Annotated in this window: 23 protein-coding genes and 1 riboswitch; of the genes, 22 read left to right on the top strand and 1 reads right to left on the bottom strand. The window is 41.0% G+C overall.

Annotation, left to right across the window (positions count from 1 at the left end; translation table 11 throughout):
• Nucleotides 1–10: 10 nt before the first annotated feature.
• The 17 genes from mfd to ADH02_RS01955 all read left to right on the top strand — a co-directional run bounded on the left by mfd (nt 11) and on the right by ADH02_RS01955 (nt 19,442).
• On the top strand, nt 11–3,550 hold the full coding sequence (mfd, locus tag ADH02_RS02035) for a transcription-repair coupling factor (RefSeq protein WP_048782163.1): 3,540 nt from the start codon (nt 11–13) through the stop codon (nt 3,548–3,550).
• Nucleotides 3,534–5,153, top strand: coding sequence for a putative polysaccharide biosynthesis protein (locus ADH02_RS02030; RefSeq protein WP_065427002.1), 1,620 nt, complete (start codon nt 3,534–3,536; stop codon nt 5,151–5,153). Before mfd ends, ADH02_RS02030 begins: the two co-directional genes overlap by 17 nt.
• Complete coding sequence (locus ADH02_RS02025) at nt 5,140–5,415, top strand: RNA-binding S4 domain-containing protein (RefSeq protein WP_048782159.1); 276 nt, start codon at nt 5,140–5,142, stop codon at nt 5,413–5,415. The genes ADH02_RS02030 and ADH02_RS02025 overlap by 14 nt, the downstream gene beginning before the upstream one ends.
• Before the next feature lie 143 nt (nt 5,416–5,558).
• Entirely contained in the window at nt 5,559–6,266 is a 708-nt protein-coding gene (locus ADH02_RS02020) for an MgtC/SapB family protein (RefSeq protein WP_082161641.1), read from the top strand.
• A gap of 365 nt (nt 6,267–6,631) precedes the next feature.
• Complete coding sequence (locus ADH02_RS02015) at nt 6,632–7,078, top strand: FtsB family cell division protein (protein WP_048782157.1); 447 nt, start codon at nt 6,632–6,634, stop codon at nt 7,076–7,078.
• Between the two features lie 68 nt (nt 7,079–7,146).
• The gene (locus ADH02_RS02010; RefSeq protein WP_048782156.1) at nt 7,147–7,638 is read left to right on the top strand and encodes a S1 domain-containing RNA-binding protein; all 492 of its coding nucleotides are present in this window, start codon (nt 7,147–7,149) and stop codon (nt 7,636–7,638) included.
• A 63-nt stretch (nt 7,639–7,701) separates the two neighbouring features.
• Nucleotides 7,702–9,075, top strand: a complete 1,374-nt coding sequence (gene tilS / locus ADH02_RS02005) for a tRNA lysidine(34) synthetase TilS (RefSeq protein ID WP_048782154.1) — start codon at nt 7,702–7,704, stop codon at nt 9,073–9,075.
• Nucleotides 9,062–9,604, top strand: coding sequence for a hypoxanthine phosphoribosyltransferase (hpt, locus tag ADH02_RS02000; RefSeq protein WP_048711725.1), 543 nt, complete (start codon nt 9,062–9,064; stop codon nt 9,602–9,604). Before tilS ends, hpt begins: the two co-directional genes overlap by 14 nt.
• 101 nt (nt 9,605–9,705) lie before the next feature.
• Complete coding sequence (gene ftsH / locus ADH02_RS01995) at nt 9,706–11,811, top strand: ATP-dependent zinc metalloprotease FtsH (protein WP_048782152.1); 2,106 nt, start codon at nt 9,706–9,708, stop codon at nt 11,809–11,811.
• Nucleotides 11,812–11,874: 63 nt separating this feature from the next.
• Entirely contained in the window at nt 11,875–12,777 is a 903-nt protein-coding gene (gene hslO / locus ADH02_RS01990; RefSeq protein WP_048782151.1) for an Hsp33 family molecular chaperone HslO, read from the top strand.
• A 132-nt stretch (nt 12,778–12,909) separates the two neighbouring features.
• On the top strand, nt 12,910–13,503 hold the full coding sequence (locus ADH02_RS01985) for a hypothetical protein (protein ID WP_048782149.1): 594 nt from the start codon (nt 12,910–12,912) through the stop codon (nt 13,501–13,503).
• Between the two features lie 153 nt (nt 13,504–13,656).
• Nucleotides 13,657–14,481, top strand: coding sequence for a hypothetical protein (locus tag ADH02_RS01980; protein WP_160312855.1), 825 nt, complete (start codon nt 13,657–13,659; stop codon nt 14,479–14,481).
• 57 nt (nt 14,482–14,538) lie between these two features.
• A complete protein-coding gene (locus ADH02_RS01975; protein WP_048782145.1) occupies nt 14,539–15,516 on the top strand; it encodes a hypothetical protein in 978 nt (325 codons plus the stop codon).
• Nucleotides 15,517–15,531: 15 nt separating this feature from the next.
• Entirely contained in the window at nt 15,532–16,509 is a 978-nt protein-coding gene (locus ADH02_RS01970; RefSeq protein WP_048782144.1) for a hypothetical protein, read from the top strand.
• Nucleotides 16,510–16,524: 15 nt separating this feature from the next.
• Nucleotides 16,525–17,487: a hypothetical protein gene (locus ADH02_RS01965; RefSeq protein WP_152903876.1), complete on the top strand. Its 963-nt coding sequence runs from the start codon at nt 16,525–16,527 to the stop codon at nt 17,485–17,487.
• Nucleotides 17,488–17,707: 220 nt separating this feature from the next.
• Nucleotides 17,708–18,457, top strand: coding sequence for an SDR family NAD(P)-dependent oxidoreductase (locus ADH02_RS01960; protein ID WP_048782140.1), 750 nt, complete (start codon nt 17,708–17,710; stop codon nt 18,455–18,457).
• Between the two features lie 46 nt (nt 18,458–18,503).
• On the top strand, nt 18,504–19,442 hold the full coding sequence (locus ADH02_RS01955; protein ID WP_048782137.1) for a 2-keto-3-deoxygluconate permease: 939 nt from the start codon (nt 18,504–18,506) through the stop codon (nt 19,440–19,442).
• A gap of 318 nt (nt 19,443–19,760) precedes the next feature.
• On the opposite strand, the gene cysK is transcribed toward ADH02_RS01955, so the two are convergent.
• The gene (gene cysK, locus ADH02_RS01950) at nt 19,761–20,687 is read right to left on the bottom strand and encodes a cysteine synthase A (protein ID WP_048712194.1); all 927 of its coding nucleotides are present in this window, start codon (nt 20,685–20,687) and stop codon (nt 19,761–19,763) included.
• 274 nt (nt 20,688–20,961) lie between these two features.
• Between cysK and ADH02_RS01945 the strand changes: the two genes are divergently transcribed.
• From ADH02_RS01945 to ADH02_RS01925, 5 genes are all read left to right on the top strand, one after another.
• A complete protein-coding gene (locus tag ADH02_RS01945) occupies nt 20,962–22,254 on the top strand; it encodes a uracil-xanthine permease family protein (protein WP_048782135.1) in 1,293 nt (430 codons plus the stop codon).
• 306 nt (nt 22,255–22,560) lie between these two features.
• On the top strand, nt 22,561–23,319 hold the full coding sequence (locus tag ADH02_RS01940) for a DeoR/GlpR family DNA-binding transcription regulator (protein ID WP_065427001.1): 759 nt from the start codon (nt 22,561–22,563) through the stop codon (nt 23,317–23,319).
• A 15-nt stretch (nt 23,320–23,334) separates the two neighbouring features.
• Entirely contained in the window at nt 23,335–24,252 is a 918-nt protein-coding gene (gene pfkB, locus ADH02_RS01935) for a 1-phosphofructokinase (protein WP_048782133.1), read from the top strand.
• Between the two features lie 265 nt (nt 24,253–24,517).
• Nucleotides 24,518–24,613, top strand: a riboswitch (TPP riboswitch).
• A gap of 54 nt (nt 24,614–24,667) precedes the next feature.
• Nucleotides 24,668–25,219: an energy-coupled thiamine transporter ThiT gene (gene thiT, locus ADH02_RS01930; RefSeq protein ID WP_048782131.1), complete on the top strand. Its 552-nt coding sequence runs from the start codon at nt 24,668–24,670 to the stop codon at nt 25,217–25,219.
• A 489-nt stretch (nt 25,220–25,708) separates the two neighbouring features.
• Nucleotides 25,709–26,149 (top strand): MarR family winged helix-turn-helix transcriptional regulator, encoded by a 441-nt coding sequence (locus ADH02_RS01925; RefSeq protein WP_048782129.1) that lies wholly within the window; start codon nt 25,709–25,711, stop codon nt 26,147–26,149.
• Nucleotides 26,150–26,182 lie beyond the last annotated feature (33 nt).

Genomic DNA, 26,182 nt, shown 5'->3' with positions numbered 1-26,182 from the left:
GGAGAAAATTATGCAATTATTGCACCAAACAATTAGTAAACTGAAAGGATTTAAAGAGTGGTTCGATACGCTTACTCTACACGAGAGTCAACTCGTGCTAGGCCTGAGTGGATCTGTAAAACACTTGGCCGAGTCATGCGCGTTTGAGAAATTGGACAAGCAATTAGTGATTGTGACGCCAACGCTTTTACAAGCAACGCAAACCTACGAAGAGTTATCAGAGTGGTATGACGATGAGGTTGTACATCTCTTCCCTGTAGAAGAGTCGCTTGCGGCGGACTTCTCAGTGGTGTCACCAGATGTGGTGAGCCAACGCATTCGCACGCTCGATTTCTTAAGTCGTGGTGAAAAAGGGATCGTTATCGTGCCGCTATCTGGGATTCAAAAGCTCTTAGTGCCAGCAGCGGTATGGAAGAAGAGCTCGATTGAACTCGCGATGGGGTCTGAAATTGAATCGATGGATGCCTTCGTGGAACAGTTAGTGGAATTAGGATATCGCCGTGAAAATATGGTGGCGACTCCTGGTGAATTTGCGCTTCGTGGAAGTATTGTCGATATTTATCCATTAGACCAAGAATATCCACTACGTCTGGATTTCTTTGATACAGAAGTGGACTCGATTCGTGCGTTTAATGCGGAGACGCAACGTTCGATGGATGTGATTAATGAAGTGCGCATTTTACCAGCCACAGATTTGCCACTTCAAAAGGAAGCGGTCTGGAAGGCACAAGCCAAAATCCACGCGCTCTATGAAAAGGACGTTAAGGTGGCCCAAAGTCCAGAACGAAAAGACCAAGTTAAAAATATCCAGCAAGCCATCGATGCGCAATTAGAAAATGGGGAAATTCCATCGAACTTAACGTATTTCTTGGAATGTATTTATCCAGAGAAGACAAGCTTATTAGATTATGTTTCTAAAGATGCGTACCTCATTATTGATGATTACGCTCGTTTTATTGAAAAGAGTAAAACTTTAGAAGAAGAGGCAGGCTATTGGAAGACGCACCATATCGAAACGGGTGCGATTGCGTCTGGATTGTCGCTTGTTCAAGATGGACGAAAAGTGTTAAAAGAAAGTCCGCTCTCGAGAACGTATTTAGCCATTTTCCAAAAAGGGCTCGGAAGACTCGCGCTTGATGCGATTCATCCGATTACAACACGCACGATGACGCAGTTCTTCTCGCAAATGCCAATGGTGAAAGTTGAGGCAGACCGCTGGAAGAAACAAGGTGCGACGGTTATCGTCTTAGTCGATGACGCCAAACGCGCACAAAAGGTCGAACAAACCTTTGCCGATTTTGGCATTAAGAGTGTGATTTCAAACGGGACCGTGCTAGAAGGGCAACTTCAAATCATGGTCGGCAAGATGCACAATGGATTTGAGCTGCCAGAAGATAAATTTGCCATCTTAACAGAACGCGAATTATTCAATAAACTCACAAAACGCGCTCCGCGAAATCAAAAGATCTCGAACGCAGAACGTTTGAAGAGCTATACCGAATTAGCTGTTGGAGACTATGTGGTTCACGTGAATCACGGGGTCGGTGTGTACCAAGGGATGGAGACTCTCGAAATCGGCGGTATCCACCAAGACTACATGTCGATTCACTACCAAGATGGCGGAAATCTATTCGTTCCGGTGACTCAAATAAAGCTCGTTCAAAAATATGTGTCGTCGGATGCCAAAGTTCCAAAACTCAATAAATTGGGTGGTACGGAATGGGCGAAGACGAAACGTAAAGTAACGGCTAAGATTGAAGATATCGCTGATGAACTCATCGAATTATATGCCAAACGTGACGCCGAAAAAGGATATGCGTTTAGCCGCGATACGGTGGAACAACAAGAATTCGAACAAGCCTTCCCATACACAGAAACGCAAGACCAACTGCGAAGTGTTGCGGAAATTAAGGAAGATATGCAAAAGGATAAACCGATGGACCGTCTACTTGTCGGGGACGTTGGATACGGGAAGACGGAAGTAGCTATGCGTGCAGTCTTCAAGGCAGTCATGGATGGAAAACAAGCGGCTGTTCTCGTGCCAACAACGATTCTTGCCGAGCAACATTATGAGAATTTCGTACAACGCTTCTCGGATTATCCATTTACCATCGGACTATTAAGTCGTTTCCGTAGTAAAAAAGAACAAGAGGAAACGATTGAGAAACTTCGTAAAGGAGCTGTCGATATCGTTATCGGAACTCACCGTCTGCTTTCAAAAGACGTACAGTTTTTAGACTTAGGACTCCTCATTGTCGACGAAGAACAACGCTTTGGAGTGAAGCATAAGGAACGTTTGAAACAATTGAAATCGCAAGTGGATGTATTGACGCTAACGGCAACACCAATTCCAAGAACGTTGCATATGTCCATGCTTGGAGTGCGTGATTTATCCGTTATCGAGACACCACCAGCAAACCGTTATCCGGTTCAAACTTTCGTAATGGAACAAAACCCGATGACGATTCGTGACGGCATCGAACGTGAAATGGCTCGTGGCGGACAAGTCTTCTATTTATATAATCGCGTCGAAACAATTGAGAAGAAGGCGGACGAACTTAGAGCGCTTGTTCCAGGATGTCGTGTGGGTGTGATTCACGGTCAAATGAGTGAGACGACGCTAGAGAATATTCTCTACCAATTTATTGAAGGGGAATACGATGTGTTAGTGACGACCACGATTATCGAAACCGGGGTGGATATTCCAAACGTCAATACCCTCTTTATTGAAAATGCCGATCGTATGGGGCTTTCGCAGTTGTATCAATTGCGTGGACGTGTTGGGCGTACAAACCGTATTGCCTATGCGTACCTTATGTATCAACCCGATAAAGTCTTAACCGAAGTCAGCGAGAAGCGTCTGCAAGCGATGCGTGACTTTACAGAACTAGGCTCTGGATTCAAGATTGCCATGCGTGATTTATCGATTCGTGGGGCAGGGAATCTACTTGGAAAACAACAGCACGGATTTATCGATTCGGTCGGATTCGACTTATATTCTCAATTGTTAAGCGAAGCCGTATTGAAGAAACAAGGTAAAGAAGTGAAGTCGGACGAAGAAACCGTCGAAATCGACTTACAGATTGATGCCTATATTCCAGCAAGCTATATTCAAGACGAACGTCAAAAAATCGAGATGTATAAACGCATTCGCTCGATTGATAGTGTGGAAGCTTATGAAGAATTGCTCGATGACTTTATCGACCGCTTCGGTGACTTCCCGGATGAAGTCAGCGCGTTAGCAGAGGTTGGACTGATTAAGCATTACGCCAACGAGATTGACGTCGTATCGATTAAACGGAAAGACAATTCGGTGACGATCACGATTGCGCCGCCAAGTGCGACTCGCTTGCAAGGGGTGCCTGTCTTTGAGGCGCTTGGTCCAGTGAAATTACCAGCGCAAGTAGCCAACAAAGGCGAAAGTCTTCAGATTTTATTAAATATTACGCAAAAGCCTGTTGACTTATGGCTCGAGCAAGTTAAACTGTTTGTAAAAACATGCGGGGAAATTTTAGCCCGCGATGAGGAAAAACATGAAGAAGATAAATAGTAAAGGGATGATGCAAGGGGCGATTGCGCTCTCGATTGCCGCGTTTATTGCTAAGATTTTAAGCGCGGTGTACCGAGTTCCTTTCCAAAATATGGTGGGCAACACCGGGTTTTATGTATATCAGCAGGTGTATCCTATCTATGGAATCGGCATGACCTTTGCATTGACGGGATTTCCGGTATTCGTGTCCAATGTAGTCGCGGAATACTTGGAGTCGACACATTTAAAGAAATTATTGAAGCAGCTATTTGTTATCGCGAGCCTCGTTGGAGTGGGGATTTTTGCCTTCCTCCATTTGGGGGCTGGAATGATTGCGCACTGGATGGGTGACGTTGAACTCTTGCCAGTCGTCCAAAGTGTTTCATGGATGTTTCTATTGATGCCGTTTCTGGTTATCACAAGGGGTTATTTCCAAGGGAGCTTCCGGATGATGCCGACTGCCATCTCCCAAGTAGTGGAGCAGGTCGTTCGTGTTGCGGTAATTCTCTTTGTGGCGAGTCTATTTGGCAGTACCATTTCAGACTATTACACGATGGGCACATGGGCGATGTCGAGTGCGACGATTGCGGCAGTGTTTGCCATTCTCGTGATGTTGTATTATGTAGTTAAAGAAACGAAAGATTCGCTCGATGGCTTGACGATTACGTCAGTAGAAATAGAAGTGCCAACATTTGGGCATCTCTTTAAACGCTTTGCCTTTGAAGGGGGAACGATTTGCCTACTCAGTTCAATTTTAGTCTTGTTCCAATTGGTGGATTCGTTCTCTGTGTATAATGTGTTAACAGACCAAGGGGTGCTTCCAGAAGTGGCAAAGGACCTCAAGGGGATTTACGACCGAGGACAGCCGCTTGTGCAATTAGGAATGGTGGTCGGAATCGGATTTTCATCCAGTTATATGCCGATGTTGTCGCGTGCCTTTAAGAAAGGTCACGACTTAGAATTTAAGAGACTATCTGCGTCACTTCTTCGCATGACGATGACGTTCTCGGTAGTCGCAACGATGGGGATGATTGCGATCTTGCCATGGTTAAATACCGCACTCTTTGGAGATGCGAAGGGGCAGGCAGTACTCCTTGTTTATGTCACGAGTATTTTCTTTGCATCTGTGATTATGTCGCTACACGGCATTTTCCAAAGTCAGCATCAATATCCAAAAACGCTACTGGCACTCACAGCAGGGCTCGTAGTAAAGGCAAGTACGAACTACTTATTCGTTGCGATGTTTGGAACGCTTGGAGCCAGCCTTGCGACAGCGTTAGGGCTTTGTGTCATGATGGGTGTGATGATGGCTTTTGCAAAAGACATTATGACAAGTGTCTTACGTGACGGGAATTTTATGCAGCTGCTTACATGCATTGCGCTTGGCATGACGGTCATTGTTTCGGTATTATCATACGGAGCATGGCATTTTGCAGGGCTGCAAGATTCAAGAACGATGGCCTTTGTCTTTTCAATCGTCTTTGCCTTTATAGGAGTTGGAATTTTCCTGGCAGGAACGATGAAATGGAATTTATTCACCAAACGCGAATGGGTACTAATTCCAAAAGGAAAGACTTTATTACGTAATTTTAGTAGAAAAGAGGAAAACGATGAGACTCGATAAATTTTTAAAAGTATCACGATTAATCAAACGCCGTACGGTTGCTAAAGAAGTAGCCGACAAGGGACGTGTGTTTATCAATGATAAAGTGGCGAAATCTTCAACAGACGTAAAAGTCGGAGATAAAATCGCGATTCAATTCGGGAACAAACATGTCTTAGTACAGGTTGAAGCGTTGATGGATTCAACGAGAAAAGAAGACGCTAAGGAAATGTTCACGATTCTTGAAGAGAAGCTGATTAAAGAAGAGCCTTTAGAATTATAATGAATGGGAGAATACGGCAAGTTTGTCGTATTCTTTTTTTTATGTAGAAATCTATCCGTTTTGAATGCGTTTTCTGTTGACAAAAAAATAAAAAGAGAGTAATATAAATAGTACTTTTTTAAAAGAAATAAGGAGGGAAAACCGTGGATTTAAATGCAATTAATTTTTTTCAACCATTTAATGCAATGATGGAATTACGTCACTTTTTGGCGATTTTAATTTCATGTATTTGTGGACTTGCCATCGGTTACGAACGTACCTCCAGAAATAAACAAGCAGGGGTTAAAACCCACATGATTGTGGCGCTCACTTCTTGCTTAATGATGATTATTTCAAAAGAAGCCTTCCTTGATACACCGCATTACGATACAGCGCGTGTGGCTGCTCAAGTAGTCAGCGGTATCAGCTTTATCGGTGGGGGAATCATCTTCATGCGTGAAAAACGCGTGAGTGGACTGACCACCGCTTCAGGAATTTGGGCCACAGCCGGAATTGGACTAGCGATTGGCGGAGGATTCTGGTTCTTCGGTTCTGTCTGCGCCGCAATTATAGTTATCGTCCAAAAGTTGGCATACCAACCTCTTTTACAAGGGAAGCAACGCCAAGTAAATATTTACTGTGAAATTCCAGACCCAACCATCGTGCAGTCAATTTATAATTACTGCCACTTCGAAGACTATCAATCGATTCAAGTCGAAGCTCGCGAACTCGATGGCGAAAAATATGAGCTCGTGATTCGCATTCATAATGACGAAGAAATCATTATCGAGAACTTGAAAAACTACATTCGCGAAACGGAAAATCAAGTGGTCATTAAACGCGTGAAACTCCGTACCGAAGATGTTAACTAAAAAATAAAGATATACAACAAATGATTCCGCTTATCCTAAAGGATGTCTTCATAATAACTGTAATGTTGCACCGGTTCGAGCCTTATGTCTCTCACCTTCGAAGCTTCAAACGCGGAGTAAGGTACAAGCCCTACTCCGCGTAATTCACATTCGATGCGTAACACATTACTGTTATTATAGAATCCGTTAGTCTTTGCGGAATCATTTTTTGTCTTTAGATTTTTTCGACGGGGTTAATTTTTGACAAAAAAAGGGAGTTCAAAATAAGTTTACAAAAATTTATAAAAAATCTTAGTGTAACCATGGACGATGAGCGTCATTCTTGTTATACTCAGTTTGTATAAGTAAAAAAGGAGACAATTAAGGTGACGAAAGAAACACAACAAAGAAATTCGAATGTAATTTCAATGAACAACAAGTTAAAACAGAAAAAACCTTCTACTCCCGTTTTCAAGAGTCACTCACTATTGACTAAACTGATTTTAGTCGGTGTGATTGCCATTTCGGGATCAATGATTGTCGGGATTGGGAACCAATTTAGCCAAGCAAATCAATTAGATCAAAAAATTGCACAAGCAAAGGCTGAAAAAGAAGTTGCTGAAAAGCAAAAAGAATCGTTAACACAGCAAGTGGAACTTCTTCAAAGCGATGAATATATCGCGAAGTTAGCACGTAGTGAATATTATTTAAGCAAAACTGGAGAAATCATCTTCAGTACGCCAAATGACACTGCAGAGCATAAAGCACAACAAGCAAAAGAAGAAGTCGAACAAGGGGAAACTGTTGTTAAGGTGACGACTCAAAACCGTTAGGCAATGAATCTTTTTGATACGTCAAGCGTGTATCGAAAAGGGAATAATGAAGGAGGAACGCTTTTTATATGTCAATAGAAGTAGGAAACGTAATCCCTGGTAAAGTTACTGGAATTACAAATTTTGGAGTTTTTGTGGATTTAGGAGATCGTAAGACAGGTCTTGTTCACATCAGCGAGGTGTCTGATTCATACATTCAAGATATCAAAGAAGTTTTAAAAGTTGGAGACGAGGTTAAAGTGAAAGTCATGACGATTGCGGATGATGGCAAAATTAGCCTTTCAATTCGTCGTGCCGTTAATAAACCAAAAGAAGATTCAGCGGACAAACCACGTGCAAAGAAACCTTTCACACCGCGTAATGACTCTCAAGACTTTAAGAAAAATCACTCTGCTAGCAGAACTTCAGCTCCATACGAAAAGAAATCTCCTTCGCAAGCAAAAGCAACAGATTTCGATTCTCTAATGAGTTCCTTCTTGAAAGACTCTGAAGACCGTTTAACTTCATTGAAACGTAACACTGAAGGGAAACGTGGGGGCCGTGGCGGTCGCCGTTCATAATGAAACCATCAATCTCTTCTGGTGAAAACTGGAGGAGATTTTTTTGACAGAAAGGAGAGGCTAATGCAACATCAATTAACAGCGTTTTTTAGAAGAAATGTAGAAAACTATACTGAGAAAAAATATGTGCTTGCCGTATCCGGGGGCGTCGATTCGATGGTTCTTTTGAATGCGATGATCACTCTTTTTGGAGACGATGCCAAAGATCGACTCGTAGTGGCCCATGTAAATTATGGTCTGAGAGCCCAAGCAGAAGACGAGGAACAACTAGTTCATCGTTTTTGCAAGCTTCATCAAATTTCAATCGAGACAAGGCATTGGCACGAAGTAGAGGGAGAGACGACTTCTGAGAAATCGTTGCGTGATTTCAGGTATGATTTCTTCCGCGAGGTGACAAAAAAGCATGAAGCTGACTATTTAGTATTGGCGCATCACCAAGATGACCAATTGGAGACTGTTTTAATGAAATGGTCACGTGGAAGTACGCTGGAAGGTCTTTCTGGGATGAAGGAAAAACGTTACGTAAAAGAGTTGAACATTTTACGCCCGTTCTTATCTTATGAGAAAAAAGAACTCTATCAAGAAGCTAAGAAATATGACGTTCCTTATTTAGAAGATGAATCGAATGAATCAGATGACTATACAAGAAACAGATATCGTCATCATGTCATCCCATTTTTAAAAGAGGAAAATCCAAATGTCGGAAGCCACTTCCAAAAGAGTGCGCAGATGATTGCGGATGCTGTAGCGTGCTTGATGCCCATCCTAGAAGAAAAACAAGAACAGCTTTTCCAAAGAGGGAAGAAGAAAGTCACATTCCATCGGGAAGCCTTCCTCAAAGAACCAATCGAAATGCAACGACTACTCTTGCAACAAGTACTGATGCAAATGGATACGACGATTTCTGTGGTGCAGATGGAGCAAATCTTAGAAAAGGTTGGTTCCGACAAGGCACAACTCACGCTGGACCTCCCAAATGGCTGGAAGTTCAAGAAGCGTTACGAGGAATGTTCGTTTGAAAAGGGACGTCAAAAAGTCGTTCCAAATATCGAATATGTATTGGAAAAACCGGAAGATACCTTAATTCGTCCAAACGAAGATGAACAAATCTTGCTCACTACAGGAAAGACAGCTTCCGAGTTTACCATTCCTGTCTATCCAAAGGACTTCCCGCTGACGATTCGTCATGCAAAACCAGGAGACATAATCGCGCTAGATGCAGGTGAAACCAAGCATCAAAAACTCTCAAGATGGTTTATCAATTCGAAGATTCCACTAGAAGAACGCAAGGAAATATGGGTGTTGGAGGACGCCTCGAAAAAAATTCGCGCAATTTTGGGATATCGCTATGCTCAACCGTTGTTCTTTGAAGAGGAAACTGGTAAAATGATTCTATCTTACGAAAACAAAACGAGGTGCACACATGTTAAAAAATGATATGTCAGAAATTTTAGTATCAGAAGAACAATTACAAGAAACAATCAAGAAATTAGGTGCTACGTTAGCGGAAGATTATCGCGGTAAAGATCCGTTAGTCATTTGTATTCTTAAGGGTGCTATTTTCTTTATGGCAGATTTAGTTCGCGCAATGGACTGCAACTTAGAAATTGATTTCATGGATGTATCTAGTTATGGAAATGAATTTGAATCAAGCGGCGAAGTACGTATCTTAAAAGACCTAGGTCAAAGTGTTAAAGATCGTCACGTGATTATTGTGGAAGATATTATCGATACAGGCCGTACTTTAAAACACGTGGTTGAATTATTAAAACACCGCCAAGCAGCAAGTGTAAAAGTGGTGACTTTATTAGACAAACCAGAACGTCGTGAAGAAGCCATCGAAGCAGATTACGTTGGGGTTCAAGTTCCTAATAAATTTGTTGTAGGATACGGATTAGACTTCAAACAATTCTACCGCAACTTACCATGTATCGGTGTTTTAAAACCAGAATTCTATGAAGATTAAGAAAGAGTTAAACTATTCGTCAATAAAAGTCAAATATGTTATGATAGAACGGTAGTGAAGTAAACTATCGTTCTTCTTTTATAAGAAGATGGGGAGGCAAAATGAATAATAATAACAATCGATCAATATTCAGATCTAGCTTACTATATATCTTGATTTTCGGTGCTATTGTCATTTTTGTTGGAATGTTTAATGGGGATCAAAAAGGTCCTACAGCGGATATTTCATACACAGAATTTATGCAAAGTCTGAAAAGTGGCGAAATCAAAGATATTAAGATGCAATATTCGAATTCTGTATATACCATTACTGGGGAATATACAAATCCGAAAGAGCAAACAACAGAAGAAGCTAAAAACCAAAATGGCTTATCTATTTTTGATAACCGTACAACAAAGAGCACAAACTTCAAAACAACGGTCTTACCAAACGACTCAACGATTAAAGAAATCAATGAAGCGGCTCAAGCTAAAAATACAAAGGTTGAAACTTTACCAGAAAGTTCAACAGGCGTATGGATTTCTGTATTATTACAAGTCATATTACCACTTGGCATATTAGGGTTCTTACTCTATACAATGTTTATGAGCCAAGGTGGCCAAGGCGGACGTAACAATCCAATGAACTTCGGTAAGAGCCGTGCAACAAATCAGAAGAAACAAAACGTAAAAGTACGCTTCTCTGATGTAGCCGGTGCTGAAGAAGAAAAACAAGAGCTTGTGGAAGTAGTTGAATTCTTAAAAGACCCACGTAAATTTACAGCGCTTGGTGCTCGTATTCCTGCAGGGGTACTTCTTGAGGGCCCTCCAGGGACAGGTAAAACCCTTCTTGCGAAAGCCGTTGCCGGTGAAGCAAACGTACCATTCTTCTCGATTTCAGGTTCTGAATTCGTAGAAATGTTCGTAGGGGTTGGGGCAAGCCGTGTTCGTGACTTATTCGAAAACGCGAAGAAAAACGCTCCAGCAATTATCTTTATCGACGAAATCGATGCAGTTGGTCGTCAACGTGGTGCCGGAATGGGCGGCGGACACGACGAACGTGAACAAACATTAAACCAATTACTAGTTGAAATGGACGGGTTCGAAGGAACTGAGGGAATCATCGTGATTGCCGCAACAAACCGTTCAGACGTACTTGACCCAGCCTTACTTCGTCCAGGACGTTTTGACCGTCAAATCTTAGTAGGTCGTCCAGACGTGAAAGGCCGTGAAGCGATTCTGAAAGTACACGCTCGTAACAAGAAACTTGCAAAAGACGTGGACTTAAAAGTAATTGCGCAACAAACTCCAGGATTCTCTGGGGCTGAACTTGAAAACTTATTAAACGAAGCAGCTTTAGTAGCGGCTCGTCGTGATAAAACTGCTATCGACGCATTAGACGTGGATGAAGCACATGACCGTGTGATTGCTGGTCCGGCTAAGAGAGACCGTGCAATCAGCAAGAAAGAACGCGAAATGGTGGCTTACCACGAAGCAGGTCATACAATTGTTGGTATGGTCTTAAGCGATGCGCGTGTGGTTCATAAAGTAACGATTGTCCCTCGTGGACGCGCTGGCGGATATGCGATTATGCTTCCAAAAGAAGATCGTTTCTTAATGACAAAAGAAGAATTGTTTGAACAAGTAGTTGGACTTCTTGGTGGTCGTGCTGCTGAAGAATTTATCTTTGGTGTGAAGACTACAGGAGCCTCTAACGACTTTGAACAAGCAACAGGTATCGTTCGTAGCATGATTACAGAGTACGGAATGGTGGACGAATTAGGAACTGTTCAATACGAAGGAAATCATCAAGTATTTATCGGACGTGACTATGGTCAAACAAAAGGTTACTCAGATCAAGTGGCCTTTGAAATCGACAATGCAGTACGTCGTATCATGAAAGAAGCGCATGAAAAAGCACTTCAAATTCTTGAAGAACATAAAGACCAATTAGAATTAATTGCTCAAAAACTTCTAGAATTAGAAACATTAGACGAACGTACAATTAAATCACTTTTCGAAACAGGTGAAATGCCAGCTCCAATCGCGGAAGATGAATATCCTAGCGAAACAGAAGCGGCAAGTTTTGAAGAAACGAAAAAAGCCTTAGCAAAACGCGATGCGGAACAAGCTGAAGGCAAAGAGGTTCCAGAAGAACATGAAGAAGTCGAAGTAGCAGATGTTACTGAGGCTCCAAGCGAATTTGAAGGACCAACAGAAAACGAATAACACAAAGGGTAGGAGAGCTGAGGCTGTTGTCACAGCTCTTTTCCTTTAAAAAAGGAGAGACAAATGGCAGATTCATTATTAAAAGTATTAGCGTTCAATGATGAGGTCAAAGCTGTTGCTATGGTTGCCACAGATGCAATCGCCGAAGCGCAACGCAGACACGACACTTGGAGTTCTGCAACAGCAGCACTTGGTCGTACAATCATCGGAACACAATTATTAGCAAGTAGCTTAAAAGGCGACGAACGCATCACGGTTCAAGTGAACGGGGATGGCCCTGGTGGGAAAATTATGGCCGATGCGAATGGTCGTGGGGAAATGCGTGGTTATATCACAAATCCTCATGTAAGCCTTGAGTTAAACGACAAAGGAAAATTAGATGTCCGTGGTGTTGTTGGAACAAACGGAACGATTACGGTCATCAAAGACTTAAACATGAGAGAACCATTCTCTGGTCAAGTACCAATCGTGGATGGAGAACTCGGAATGGACTTCACGTATTACTTAGCAGTCTCTGAACAAATTAATGGGGCTGTCGGGGTGTCGGTTCTTGTGAATCCAGACGAAACTGTTCGTGCAGCAGGTGGATTTATGATTCAATTATTACCAGGGGCAAGCGAAGCGACGATTTCAGAAATCGAACGTCGTATTAGCGAAATTCCAATGGTTTCAAAATTGATTGACCAACAAGAACAACCACGCGATATTTTAAATCGATTATTAGGTTCGGAAAATATTCGTGAGTTAGAAGAAATGCCTGTGAAATTCCATTGTGGCTGCACGCGTGAACGTTTCAGCGCAGGGTTAATGTCGATTGGCGTAGATGACTTACAACACTTGATTGACGAAGACCACGGCGCAGAAGTTGTGTGTCATTTCTGTGGTGAAAAATATCATTTCGACGAAGCAGAATTACAAGGCTTAATCGATGAAATTAAAGCGAAACGCGAAGAGGCAGACGCTTAATCATTAAGGTGTAAGAGAGTGAGAAGAGGGGATTCCATTTCTTCTCACTCTTTTTGTGTTTTCAGCTGTTAAAGCTATACAAATAAAGAAAAACTTAGTATAATACATACATAATACAGACGAGGTGTATAGATGTGTAAACGAATTTTTGCTCGAATGAAAGGTTATTTATTGTTATTTGCAGGGAGCATCGTACTCTTGGCAATAGCTCTAATGCTTGATTTTAAAACGTTTGAACAATTTAATTTTTACCAAGATGTCGATGTTTGGACACATCCAATCCTCTTATTCCAACTAGCGATGGTCGCAATCGTTCTCCTGATGCTAGGGCAAGTCATCGGATTATCGGTGAAATATTATTTCGCATTTAAGAAATTAGATGCGCTCTTCCCGAATAACGAATGGGAACAAATAGATTTTAAAGAAAAAGCAGACTATGTCGATGAAAAATTCGAAGCGATGATCGTAAAAGAAGTACTCATCTTTTACGGAAGTCATTTTACAGTGATTCCGCTAAAAGAATTAAAAGAAATTCATCTATACCGTACGAGTACAGGTCGCCGTGTGTATTATGGAATCAAGTTTATGTTTAAGACAAGAAGACGTTCCTTTGTTCCAAATACGTATGGAAAGACGCTAGAAGAAAAGTATCGTCTCGTTCGAAAAGTGAATTACTTCGTCCCAGTTAAGATTAGGGACGATTGGAAAAATAGCAATAGAAAGTAGGAAATAAAGGTGCATAAAGGGTACGTGCGAAGAACAATCTTTCTCTGGGGTTCCGCTCTAATTTGGATTCTGTTAGGGATTTTCTTTTTCTCTGGAACCGTGAAAGGATACATAGGAGGAGAGTCGCTCTATAAGGCAGGAGATATTTATCATTTGAATGATGCAGGAACTTCTGTTGCGATTCGGGTGTTGGATATAGACTCAGAGGCCCTCACTTACGATGGAAAAGAATATTACTTAGTGAAGCATGAAAATGGGGTTACGCCGCTTCAAGCATCTGCCAAAGACATTCAACAATTACTCGACTTGAAGAAAGAGAATCCAGAGGGCTGGGAGCCTTTAAAAGAAGCCAATATTTATTTAAATGTTCGTGTAACGCCAGCAGTGACAAAAGGACGTAGAGGAAGTACTACCGTTCATATACCAGCAGTATTGCTGGAAGACTTTGCGACCCAATATAAGAAGGGAACTCTCTTACCGGTCGGGGACTCTCTACCGCTGGACTTCCTTCATTATTTAACTTTGACATCATTTATAAATCGATTGTTGGAGACGGGGTTTACACTTTTTGTATTTCTATTAGCGTTAGTCTCCTTCTACATTGCGTATAGACGAGTGCGTACATCGAGGGAAGAATACGAGGTGTTTGATAAAGAGTTTCCGCTATACGCCCAAAATATGAAGGCTTTACCAATGGATGCGGATTTTATTGATCCTAAGCTAAAAGTACTAGTGAAGGACCACAAGTTCGTTTGCTATAATAACGATTTTAGAGTGATTAAGCTGCGGGAAGTACGAAATGTTGAAGTTCGTCGCCAAAAGGTAAAAAGCAGTGTCACTTATGCCATTGATATTGCATTTGGCGGGAATAAGAAAGTCACCATTCAATTGAAGAATCGTCCAGAAAACGTTCGCCAATTAGTGGAGTATTTGAATGAAAAAGAAGGGACCAAAATATCGATACCGTTTCAATGGTAATGGGTATGCGGTTTAATGAAGATGAGTCAAAAAATTCAATAGAAAGCAGGGGTCAAAATGCATAAAGGGTATGGAAGAAGAACAGGTCCGATATGGGTTGTAGTAGCGATAATGGCTGTAGTGATGGTGATTATAGCACGTGCTGGGTTCAAATCGTTTCAGAGCGCAGAAGACTTATACAAAGCCAATGAAGTTTACTACGTAACAGATAAGGGTTCGTCAGTAGCGATTAAGGTAATGGATATTGACCCAGAACCGCTAGTGTTAAATGGACACAACTATTATTTGGTGAAACATGAGCGAGGTGTTGCGGTTTTCGAGGCAAAATCAGATGAATTGAGCAATGTTTTAGAAGCAAAGAAAGCTGCCGGAAACGCAGAGAATGCACTCGAAGCATCTAATCTTTATTTGAGTGTGCGTGTAACGCCAGAGCAAAGAAAAGGGAAAGGGTCAAACGTCAAGGTGAATGTGACGCCTGAGATGAAAGATGCTTTTTACAAGAAATATAAAGAGAGCCCGCTGTATTCAGAAAATACTAAGACGAAAATCGATGAATCCAGAATCTTGAAGTTGACCACTTCTCAAGATCAATGGGGAGATTTGGCATTAACGTTTGTCATGCTTGCAATCGTTCTTGGACTTATTGGGTTCCAAATTTATCAAACGCGTCGCTTGAAGGCGCAATATGCACGTTTTGATGCGTACTTCCCTGATTATGCGAACAATATGAAGCAGTTATTGGATGATGCAGAATATGTCGATCCGAAACTCAAAATCCTTGTGATGGAAGGGATTCTTGTGAGCTACGACATTAACTTTACTGTCATCGACTTATCAGAAGTCAGCAAGTCTTACCTCGTATTTGAGAACAGACGAAAAGGCGGCATGAGGGTTCATTTACGGTTTGAATATGCAAATAAGAAATACGACTCGATTCTCTTTAGAAGACAATTATTACGTCTCAAAGATCTTGTGGAATATTTAAACGAAGAATACAACTTAGGATTGAAAGTGGATTTTAGACTCTTAGGATAATTAACGGAGAGTAAGATGAACAAAAAGATATTTGTTAGGACACTATTTGACTGGTGTATCGTTATTGTTTTATCGGTTGTTTGCTATTTTGATATACAACCAGCGATTCATATGAATACGAACCCTGAAAAATTGTATCAGCAAGGCTATGTCTATAAGGCAGAGAATAGTAATGATGTATTAGCGATAAAAGTGTTGGATATTGACCCTAACCCGATTGAAAGAAAGAATAATACTTATTATTTAGTCAAACATGAATATGGTGTCACAGCGATGAAGGTCGTCATTAAGGAAAGCGTAAATAAACTACTTGAGGTGAAAGAAGTACTTGCTCCTCAAGAAAATCCTTTAGAATCTTCTGACTTTTACCTTCATGTACAGGTGCTTCCTGAAATTCGCAGGAGAAAGAAAAGCTCAGATATCGTCATTATTAGCAAAGAATTTAAGGATATCATTCAAGAGAGATTTAATCAAAGCGACCTTTCAAAAGGAGGGGCTACTGTCGATACGACGCATCTTCTTGATTTGATGGACGACAGAGGGGTAGCTCATTTTCTCGTGGGACCTGTATTGGAGGGGCTTGTAGCATTGTTTTTCTTCATCAATACAATCAGAAGGATTTTCTATTTACGTAGACAGTTTAAACTCTTTAATACATTATTTCCAGATTATGCGAATCAACCAGAGCGATTAGTGAAAGATGCAGACTATGGGGCCCCCTCGCTACGAATGTTAGTTCACCAAGATATTCTCGTACTATACGGTTCGGAGTTTCAAGTTGTTTCGGTAAAAAGTATTGATCAAATTAAATTGTTTAGAACACGAAGGAAAGGACATTTTCGTTATAAGGTGAAGCTGTTCTTCCATTCGGGATCTTCTTTGCAATTAGATGTCAATAGTGATGTGATTGAAGCGCAATATCGTTTCTTTGAATATTTAGCTACTCTTGCTCCAATAGAGATAGTAGATGAGTGGGAACAGAATTTTGAATAAGAAGGTGGAATAGTTTTGCATAAAGGGATTTTAAGGCGAACATGGGGGATGTGGATTCTTACCGTCCTGTTAGGATTAACAGTGGCAATAGTGGGAGTTCTAGTGTCGCTTGGTTTTATGAGTGGACGTGAATTATACGAACAGAAAGTCATTTATAAAATGGAAACTGATGCATCGTCCACTTCGATTAAAGTGTTAGATATTGACCCAAGCCCGCTAGAGATAGACGATGAAACATATTATTTAGTGAAACACAATTATGGAGTATCGTTTCTAAGAACAGATGCTTCTGAAATTAAACAAATTCTAGAGTTTAAAGAGGCACTTTCTGAGAAAACGAACGCACTCGCCTCATCAGACTTCTACTTGAATATACGTGTAGTTGATGAGAAGGAGAAACGTGGGAAATCCAGCGTTCAAACGAATATTACACCAGAAATGAAGGAAGCCTTTGAAGAGAAATTCAAGCTTAGCCCACTTTCGGTGCAGGCGACTCTCGATAAATTGGACCTAAAGCATTTTTTAACCATTACGGATAGTGCAGCAAGGTTTGTCGACATCGCGATGTTTATCGTAGCTGTTGTGTTTTTTGTCATTGTATTCGGCTGGCAAATCATTCGCGTTCGTCGCATCAAAAAACATTATGCTCGTTTTGATGAGATTTTTCCTGACTATAAAGATAATATGAAACGGTTATTAGATGATGCAGAGTATCTTGATGATAAACTTTGCGTGCTTGTCAAAGATGGAATTTTAGTTTCTTTTGGGACTGAGTTTAAGGTCGTCGACTTAGAAGAAGCAGTCAGCGCGTCCGTTTTTCGTCAAAAATCAAAATGGGGTGCAAAGTTCAATTTTACATTCTTCTATGAGGGTCGTAAGAAAGAAGAAGTCCCTCTTGGTGATTTACAGGACAATGTCGTTGATCTAGTCCATTATTTGAGAGAAGTTTGCTCATATAATGTTTATATTCAATTTTAAAAAAATAAATATTTTTTATGGTACACAAAACAGTCTACAATTTATTTGTAGGCTGTTTTTCTTTGCAGAAACCTTTTGGTACTGCGGTTTTTGTGAGGTCAGTGGAACATATAGTTCATAAAAAACACATTAAAAAGTTAACGAATGTTAACCACAAAACAAGGCGAAACTTCATTATTTAGTGATACAATGAACATATCAAATCAAAGGACGTGATCTAATGGATTTCACAGGTAAAGTTGCCATTGTCACTGGTGGGGCAAATGGTATTGGTAAAGAAATCGTTCGCGGTATCGTTAACGGCGGCGGTTTTGTAGTCATTGCAGATATTAATGAAGCTGCAGCAAACAAAACAGTTGAAGAGTTCGGACCAGAACATACAAGCTTCAAATACATGGATTTAGGAAATCATGAATCTATCGTAAAAAGCATGAATGAAATTTTAGCAGAACGCAAAGTAGACATCTTAGTGAACTGCGCTGGGGTTATTAGTGCAAAACCTTTCGACCAATTAACATACGAAGAATGGGAAAGAACTATCCGCATCAACCTTTCAGGATGCTTCTCAACAATTAGCACAATTTTCCCACACTTTATCGAAAACAAAGGTGGACGTATCGTAAACGTATCTTCGGTTGCCGCTAAACTTGGTGGTGGACTTTTAGGTACTGCTGCTTATGCTTCTTCTAAAGCTGGTTTAAATGGTTTAACAAAAGCCGTTGCTAAAGAAGGCGGTAAATACAATATCGCATGTAACGCTGTATGTCCTTCATTCACTCGTACAGATATGACAACAGTTTTATCAGAAGATAAAGAAAAGAGCCAAAAAGTTATCAGCATGATCCCTCTTGGACGTCGTGCAGAACCAGTTGAAATCGCTCAAATGATTCTCTTCTTCGCAAGCGACCTTGCAAGCTTCGTTACAGGGGAAATCGGTGACTGCGATGGCGGTATCACATTAGATGGCTGATTTTAGCTAGAGTCTTATTCCAAATCAGAGAAGGATTGTGAACAGTATGAAAAAGATTAAAATTCCTGGGGATACAATCATTATTCCAATGTTTATTGGATGTGTGATCAATACGTTTTTCCCTCAAATATTACAAATTGGTGGATTTACCACTCCAATCGTGAAAGGTGCTGGACCACTTGTTGGGGCATTCCTCTTCATTATCGGGGGTACCATTTCTCTTAAAAACACACCAAAAGCCGTTGGACGTGGGGCAGCGATTATTTTAGCGAAAATTGCGGTATCTGTAGTCTTAGGGTTATTGGTTGCGAAAGTATTCAATGACAACTTCCTCGGACTTAGCGCCGTTGCTGTTATCGGTGCCATTTCAGTAGCCAATAACGCAATGTATGCGGGTATTGTAGATGTATACGGGGATGAAATCGATGCTGGTGCCGTTGGGATTACAACACTGAGCGTTGGACCAATGGTAACAATGGCCGTATTAAGTAGTGCAGGTCTTGCAAACATCTCGATTTGGAACTTAGTCGGAACTGTATTGCCACTTGTGTTAGGGATTGCGTTAGGGAATGCCTTCCCATACATGAAGAAAGTTCTTTCAAACGGGATTACAGCCATCATTATCGTCGTTGGTTTCTGTTTAGGGGCTAACATGAGCTTTGGCCAAATCCTTGAAGGTGGTCTACCTGGTATTTTACTAGGTGTAATCACTACAGCTGTCGGTGGTATTGCATCTATTACCGCAGACCGCTTAACAGGTGGTAACGGGGTTGCCGGTGCTGCCATCTCAAGTACAGCAGCCAGCGCTATCGCTACACCAGCTGCACTTTCAGCAGTGGATGCTTCATTCAAAGGAATCGAAGCAACAGCAACGACTCAAATTACAGCTTCAGTAATCGTAACAGCAATCTTAACTCCAATCTTAACAGCGTATATTGCTAAGAAATTCGGAAACAAAAAAGAAGCTGAGGCACAAGAAGCTTAATCGAATTTAAAAGTGAAACCACCTTGGAATTTTCCGAGGTGTTTTTTTGTCTTACCTTGAGTGTAACAATTATGTTACGTAACAAAAATGTTACATCAAAAAGTTAAGTTGTATCAAAAATGATACGTATCAAAATTGATACAAAAAGAGTAGAGTGTATCATGCATGATACGTATCACACATGATACATCTCTAGCAGGTCTTCCGATAGGAATTCAAAATATAAAAAGAGCCTCAAAAACTGAATGGAAATCTTTTGACTTCTAAAGATTGCAATAAAGTATCTGAGACTCTTTTCTTATTATTTTTTACAATGAATTACGCTTCACCGAAAATGCCTGTTGAAAGGTAACGTTCACCTGTATCAGGTAGGAGAACTACAACAGATTTGCCTTTTCCTAAGCGTTTTGCCACACGTAAAGCGGCAGTGACAGCAGCTCCAGAAGAGATACCAGCAAGGATACCTTCTTTAGCAGCTAAGTTTTTCGCAGTTTCAATCGCATCGTCACTTGAAACAAGTTCAAAACCGTCGATAACTTCGCGGTCGATAATGCTTGGTTCAAAACCAGCAGAGATTCCTTGGATGCGATGTTTTCCTTTTTGACCTTTAGAAATAAATGGGGCTTCTTCAGGTTCAACCCCGATGATTTCTACGTCTTTGTTTACTTCTTTTAACGCACGACCAACACCTGTAATCGTACCACCAGTACCGATACCACTGATGTAAGCATCTGGAGTTTTTCCGTCGAAGGCTTTAATAATTTCTTGCCCAGTTGTTTGATAGTGGATGGCTGGGTTTGCTTCGTTGTCGAATTGACGTGCCCAGAAGTAGCCAGGTTGTGCAGCGAGTTCTTCAGCTTTCGCAACGGCAGCGCCGAATCCATCCGCAGCAGGCGTTAATAATACTTCTGTACCGTATGCTTTCATTAATTGACGGCGTTCGATAGACATTGATTCAGGCATGATAGTAATGACCTTATATCCTTTGGCAGCACCGATTAACGAAAGTCCTACCCCTGTATTTCCACTTGTTGCTTCGATGATTGTGTCGCCAGGTTTGAGCGAGCCATCTTTCTCAGCTGTTTCGATGATGTTTAAAGCGATACGATCTTTGACAGATCCACCGGCGTTAAACGACTCGACTTTTACATATACATCTGCAGAATCGTCTGAAACTAAACGACGTAGTTTCACAAGGGGAGTGTTCCCGATTAATTCTGTGATCGTTTCTACTGATTTGACCATAAATGATCCCTCCATAAAGTTAGACTGGGCAACTTTAAGGGTTGCTTGTTACCATTGTAACGGGGATTGATACTGGGTACAATACTTTTGTTTCAAAAAAACAGAAAAAAGCCTAGAAAAATCAAATCAGGTGTGATACACTATCTGCTAGCAAGGGCTTTTAAACTCATCCAGAGAGGTGAGAAAGGCTAAGATCAAGTTTATTAGACTAGCCCTACGCTTAAAAAACATAGGGCTTTTTGTGTGCACAAAAACGCCCGGAAAAGAGGGTAAAATGGAGTTACAAACTTCAAAAGTCGATCTGTTGTTAGATGTGGATCAAAAGCCGGAGCTCGTGCCTGGGCTGTTCTTGAGTTTGCAGCACGTGTTTGCGATGTTTGGGGCCACTGTTTTAGTGCCGTTAATATTGGGGATGCCAGTATCGGTTGCTTTATTTGCGTCAGGATTAGGAACGCTAATCTATATGGTTGCGACGCAGTTTAAAGTACCTGTTTACTTGGGATCCTCTTTTGCTTTTATTACGGCCATGCAATTTGCGATGGCACAAATGGAAGGGAAACCAGACGCTGCGCAAACAGGGGTTGTATTAGTTGGACTACTCTATGTGGTTGTGGCCTTATTTGTTAAATTCTTAGGAACGAATTGGATTAATCGACTCTTACCACCAATCGTCATTGGACCAATGATTATCGTCATCGGTCTAGGTCTTGCCAATAGCGCGGTAAAGAATGCCGGATTTGTTAAAGATGGAGACTGGAAAGCGATGGTTGTCGCAGTCGTAACCTTCCTCATCACAGCATTTATTAATACAAAAGCAAAAGGCTTCTTGAAAATCATTCCATTCCTATTCGGGATTATCGGTGGATATATCGTAGCCATCTTCTTTGGACTCGTGGATTTCACAAAAGTCATCGACGCCCAATGGATTGCGTTACCGGAATTATACTTACCATTCGATACGAACGGATTCTTCCATCAAAATAACTTATACTTCGGACCTGAAACTTGGGCGATTCTACCAGTTGCGGTCGTAACGATTGCCGAACATATCGGGGACCATACCGTATTAAGTGAAATCTGCGGGCGTCAATTCTTGAAAGACCCAGGCTTACACCGTACGCTGATCGGGGACGGGGTCGCAACAGCCGTATCTGCCTTCCTTGGAGGACCTGCCAATACGACTTACGGTGAAAATACAGGGGTTGTAGGGTTAACGCGTATCGCATCTGTATCGGTCATTCGTAACGCTGCATTGATTGCGATTGGATTCAGCTTCTTTGGTAAATTCACAGCGCTCATCCGTACGATTCCTAATGCAGTACTTGGTGGAATGGCGATTCTCTTATACGGGGTGATTGCTTCAAATGGTTTGAAAGTGTTAATCGAAAAACAAGTAGACTTTAGACAAGTACGCAACCTCATTATCGCAAGCTCGATGTTAGTGCTTGGACTTGGTTCGGCAGTGCTTGAAGTGGGACCTATCACTTTATCAGGGACAGCGCTTTGTGCGATTGCCGGAATCGTATTAAACTTAATCCTGCCACACGAAAAAACTGAAGAAAAATAAATAACGTTAGCGAACTTAAAGGACGTCAGAGAAATCTCTGGCGTCTTTTTTATGTAGGTTGAAAAGAGCGTAAGTATATAAAAAATCATATAAAAGAATATTATCTAAGTTATTCGGAAAATGTCTTAAATACTGTAATTTTGATTAGAATCAAGCGCCTAAATTACTTGCACCTAGGAGTATATAATTTTATATTATATAAGGAATATAATTATCTATATAAATTATATTATATACACATAGAAGTTTTTAACCGTTTGAGGGCTGAAGCTTCAACTAATATTTGCCGATTGTAGGAGGAGCTTTATGCTTACTGAAAAACGTAGAAGAATCATTTTGGACTTATTAGAAAATGAAGATACAGTACACCTAAGAGACTTAATGGAGGCGCTGGGTGCTTCTGAATCGACGGTTCGTCGTGACCTTTCTATATTAGAAGAGGAAGGAACATTGATTCGTGTGCATGGCGGTGCTAAACGCGTCTATTCAAAAGAGTATGAACCAACCACAAAAGAAAAGGAACGTTCAAACCGACGTGAGAAGGAATGCATCGGTCGCTATGCGGCTTCTCTTGTGACAAAAGGCGAAACAATCTACATGGATGCTGGAACGACAACACTTCGCATGATTCCACATTTAGAAGGAAAAGACGTCACAGTTATTACAAACGGCGTGCAACAAGCACATCTATTAGCAGATTACGGCATTAAAACAGTGCTTCTTGGCGGACAAGTTAAAACTGAAACGAGTGCTGTGATAGGAGTACTTGCGCAAAATCAATTACGTGAGTATTTCTTCAAGAAAGCGTTCCTTGGAATGAACGGGGTCGATTTAAGCTATGGATATACGACTCCAGACGAAGAGGAAGCAACGATTAAAAAAATCGCGATTAGCAAGAGTAATCAGGCATATGTATTGGCCGATTCGAGCAAATTTGCTAAAGTAAGTCTCTGTAAGGTTGCAGATTTTCATCAAGTAACCATGGTCACAAACACTACGAAGGAGCAAGCCGACTTACGTTACCGTATGGCAGGAAGCATTCGTCTTGTTGAAATGGACGCATAATAAAGGAGAGATAGCATGATTTACACGATTACGTTTAATCCAGCGATTGACCTTGTTGTTAAAGTTCCAAATTGTGAACTTGGCACATTAAACCGTTCTGTTGAAGAAAACTACGTGGCAGGTGGAAAGGGCATTAATATGTCTGTCATCTTGAAACGTTTAGGCTTCGACAATACAGCAACAGGTTTTCTAGCAGGTTTCTCAGGAAACTTCATTAAAGAAGCGTTGCAAGCAGAAGGAATTCATACGAACTTCATCGAAATCGATGGTGTTACACGTATTAATTTGAAACTAAAGAGTACCGAAGAGACAGAAATCAACGCAAATGGCCCAGTGGTGAAAGCCGAAGATTTTGCTCGTTTAGTGCAGTACTTCGAAGAAAACTTGCAAGACGGCGACGTGGTATTCTTAGCCGGAAATGCTGGTAACGGAATGGATCATTCTGCGTACACAACGGTTGCAAAACTGTGCGATGAAAAAGGCGTTAAATTAGTATTAGACACTACAAAAGATTTATTAACGAAATGTCTTCCATATCACCCATTCATTATCAAACCAAACCATCATGAGTTAGGTGAGATTTTTGGGGTGACAATCGAGACAGTAGAGCAGATTGTAGATTATGCGAAAAAACTCCAAGAAATGGGTGCACGTAATGTGTTAATTTCTCGCGGAGGAGATGGCGCGATGCTCATCACTGAAACTGGAGAAGTGTATACATCCAACGTTCCTAAAGGGATTCTTGTGAACTCAGTTGGTGCAGGGGATTCCATGCTTTCAGGCTTTATGGCGAAATTTATCGAAACAGAAGATTACGCAGCAAGCTTGAAACAAGGAGCCGCTACAGGAAGCGCGACAGCCTTCTCTGTAGGAATTGCCGAAAAAACATTTATCGAAGAATTATTACCACAAGTAGTGGTTAAAAAACTGTAAGAGTGCACGAGGAGTAATTCCTTTTGTAGTCGCTCATCCGATAGTATTTATTACGATTTGGATTTTCGGTGATGTTATCGGTGAGTTATGATTAAACGTGACACTTTCTAAAAAGGACAAAGCTAAATAAAGAGATTTGAATTTCGGCTCCTAGGGTTTTCCTAGGAGTCTTTTTGTATAGACTTAGAATATCAAGTTTATTGTTAGAGTTTTAGAGTTGCAAAAAAAGAACTACAGTAGTATATTGAGAACAGTTAAATATGTGAAAAGTACAAAGGGGTGCCATTTTGGCTGAGATGTTGTTACAAACCCTTGAACCTGTTACGTTAGTACGTGCGTAGGAATTGTATTTGATTTCGAAGTTTTAGACGGAGTCTCTTTGTGTTTTTCAATAAACGAAGGAGGCTCTTTTTTCATGAAGAGAAATGTTTTAGTATGGGTAGAAGTTGCAATTATTGCAGCGTTGTCAATGGCAATGTCCTCTATTCCGGACATTGTTGGGTGGTTTACACCGTCGTGGGGAGCAATTGTTCTTGTTATTTTTTCACTACGCCGCGGCTTGACACCAGGTTTAGCAGCAGGTTTGCTATGGGGATTACTCCACTTTGCAGTAGGTAAAGTGTCATTCTTGTCTGTTGAACAAGTACTCATCGAATATGTCATTGCATTTGCAGTGATGGGACTTGCAGGACTTCTATATGGTCCGTTCCAAAAAGCATTAAAAGCTGAAAAATATACAAGTGCGATTACGTTAGCTTGTACTGCAGCTTTTGTGGGAGTAGGCGTTCGCTACTTCTTCCACTATATTGCCGGGGTTATTTTCTGGGGTAAATACGCACCAGAAGGAATGAGCCCATGGTTATATTCTCTCACTGTTAACGGAACAGCAGCACTCGGAACTTTCATTGTGGTAGTGATTGCGTGTGTGGCGCTGATTCGTCAGAAAAAAATTTGGATAGCTCACTAGGGAAATTGTGCTTTCCGAGTCCTGGTTTAACCTGAAACCAGGGCTCTTTTTGTTTGGAAAAAATAAAGGGTAAAGCACTTCGTGCGCTTTGGATGTCTCTGTAGTAGAAATAATAGCTGCAACGGGTTGAGCCTGAGGTCTCAACTCCTACCAAGCTTCAAACTGACACTAGGAATAAATTCCAAGTGTCAGTAATTCACATTGGTTGCACTCGCTATTATCACTACAACAGAATCCAAAGGCACTCGTGCTTTACCAATAGAGCCCTAGTCTCGGTTAAACCATTTTAAGGGGCGGGCGAAGAAGAAAAGTGTGTGCCGTTCATTGAAGGCACTTGTTATTCTTACTCTTTTTCAGTAAAGGGACCTGGTTTTGGTTAAACCAATTTCTCTAGGAGCTAAGAGTGGAAAAAAGAGGGTGCGGGGACGGAGAGAGCGTTTGACAGGAGGTCATTTCAATAGTAAAGTAAACGGTGAAAGAGGTGTTGGTATGGTTACAGAATGCGAAAAAATGAATGTGTCTCATGAGATTTGGATGATGATTATGAAAATCTACAATGAGAACTTGAAAACTTTTTCGATGTCATTAAAAGAAGTGGGGTTGAATCCAACTCATTTTGAAGTGTTACATCTGATTTTCCGAAATCAAACGATGGATCAAAAGACGATTGCGCAAACGTTGAATTTGACGCAGGGAAATATTACGCATTGCATTCGTCATTTAGACAAGTTGGAATTAATTGCGATTGAAAAAGACTGGAAGACAAAACACATTTCATTAACAGAAAAAGGGAAGAAGTTGCTCGATGATTTAATTCCAGCGCAACATCAAATGATGGAACATACATTGCGTGGATTGGACTGCAACCAAAAGCAACAATTGCGTGAGCTGCTCGTCGCATTTGCAAACACATGTAAGAAGTCGGTTTAAGTAAATTTTAAGTACGAAACGTATACTGAAGAA

This window comes from Streptococcus sp. 263_SSPC, from assembly GCF_001071995.1.
GTDB lineage: Bacteria > Bacillota > Bacilli > Lactobacillales > Aerococcaceae > Granulicatella.
Note: the sequence above shows the minus strand (reverse complement) of the source record. Positions and strands in the feature narration are given on the sequence as shown.

Bases quoted from the DNA above. Each gene is read 5' to 3' on its own strand.
- mfd (WP_048782163.1), top strand. From the start codon at position 11: ATGCAATTATTGCACCAAACAATTAGTAAACTGAAAGGATTTAAAGAG.
- ADH02_RS02030 (WP_065427002.1), top strand. From the start codon at position 3,534: ATGAAGAAGATAAATAGTAAAGGGATGATGCAAGGGGCGATTGCGCTC.
- ADH02_RS02025 (WP_048782159.1), top strand. From the start codon at position 5,140: ATGAGACTCGATAAATTTTTAAAAGTATCACGATTAATCAAACGCCGT.
- ADH02_RS02010 (WP_048782156.1), top strand. From the start codon at position 7,147: ATGTCAATAGAAGTAGGAAACGTAATCCCTGGTAAAGTTACTGGAATT.
- tilS (WP_048782154.1), top strand. From the start codon at position 7,702: ATGCAACATCAATTAACAGCGTTTTTTAGAAGAAATGTAGAAAACTAT.
- hpt (WP_048711725.1), top strand. From the start codon at position 9,062: ATGTTAAAAAATGATATGTCAGAAATTTTAGTATCAGAAGAACAATTA.
- ftsH (WP_048782152.1), top strand. From the start codon at position 9,706: ATGAATAATAATAACAATCGATCAATATTCAGATCTAGCTTACTATAT.
- hslO (WP_048782151.1), top strand. From the start codon at position 11,875: ATGGCAGATTCATTATTAAAAGTATTAGCGTTCAATGATGAGGTCAAA.
- ADH02_RS01985 (WP_048782149.1), top strand. From the start codon at position 12,910: ATGTGTAAACGAATTTTTGCTCGAATGAAAGGTTATTTATTGTTATTT.
- ADH02_RS01975 (WP_048782145.1), top strand. From the start codon at position 14,539: ATGCATAAAGGGTATGGAAGAAGAACAGGTCCGATATGGGTTGTAGTA.
- ADH02_RS01970 (WP_048782144.1), top strand. From the start codon at position 15,532: ATGAACAAAAAGATATTTGTTAGGACACTATTTGACTGGTGTATCGTT.
- ADH02_RS01960 (WP_048782140.1), top strand. From the start codon at position 17,708: ATGGATTTCACAGGTAAAGTTGCCATTGTCACTGGTGGGGCAAATGGT.
- ADH02_RS01955 (WP_048782137.1), top strand. From the start codon at position 18,504: ATGAAAAAGATTAAAATTCCTGGGGATACAATCATTATTCCAATGTTT.
- cysK (WP_048712194.1), bottom strand. From the start codon at position 20,687: ATGGTCAAATCAGTAGAAACGATCACAGAATTAATCGGGAACACTCCC.
- ADH02_RS01945 (WP_048782135.1), top strand. From the start codon at position 20,962: ATGGAGTTACAAACTTCAAAAGTCGATCTGTTGTTAGATGTGGATCAA.
- ADH02_RS01940 (WP_065427001.1), top strand. From the start codon at position 22,561: ATGCTTACTGAAAAACGTAGAAGAATCATTTTGGACTTATTAGAAAAT.
- pfkB (WP_048782133.1), top strand. From the start codon at position 23,335: ATGATTTACACGATTACGTTTAATCCAGCGATTGACCTTGTTGTTAAA.
- thiT (WP_048782131.1), top strand. From the start codon at position 24,668: ATGAAGAGAAATGTTTTAGTATGGGTAGAAGTTGCAATTATTGCAGCG.
- ADH02_RS01925 (WP_048782129.1), top strand. From the start codon at position 25,709: ATGGTTACAGAATGCGAAAAAATGAATGTGTCTCATGAGATTTGGATG.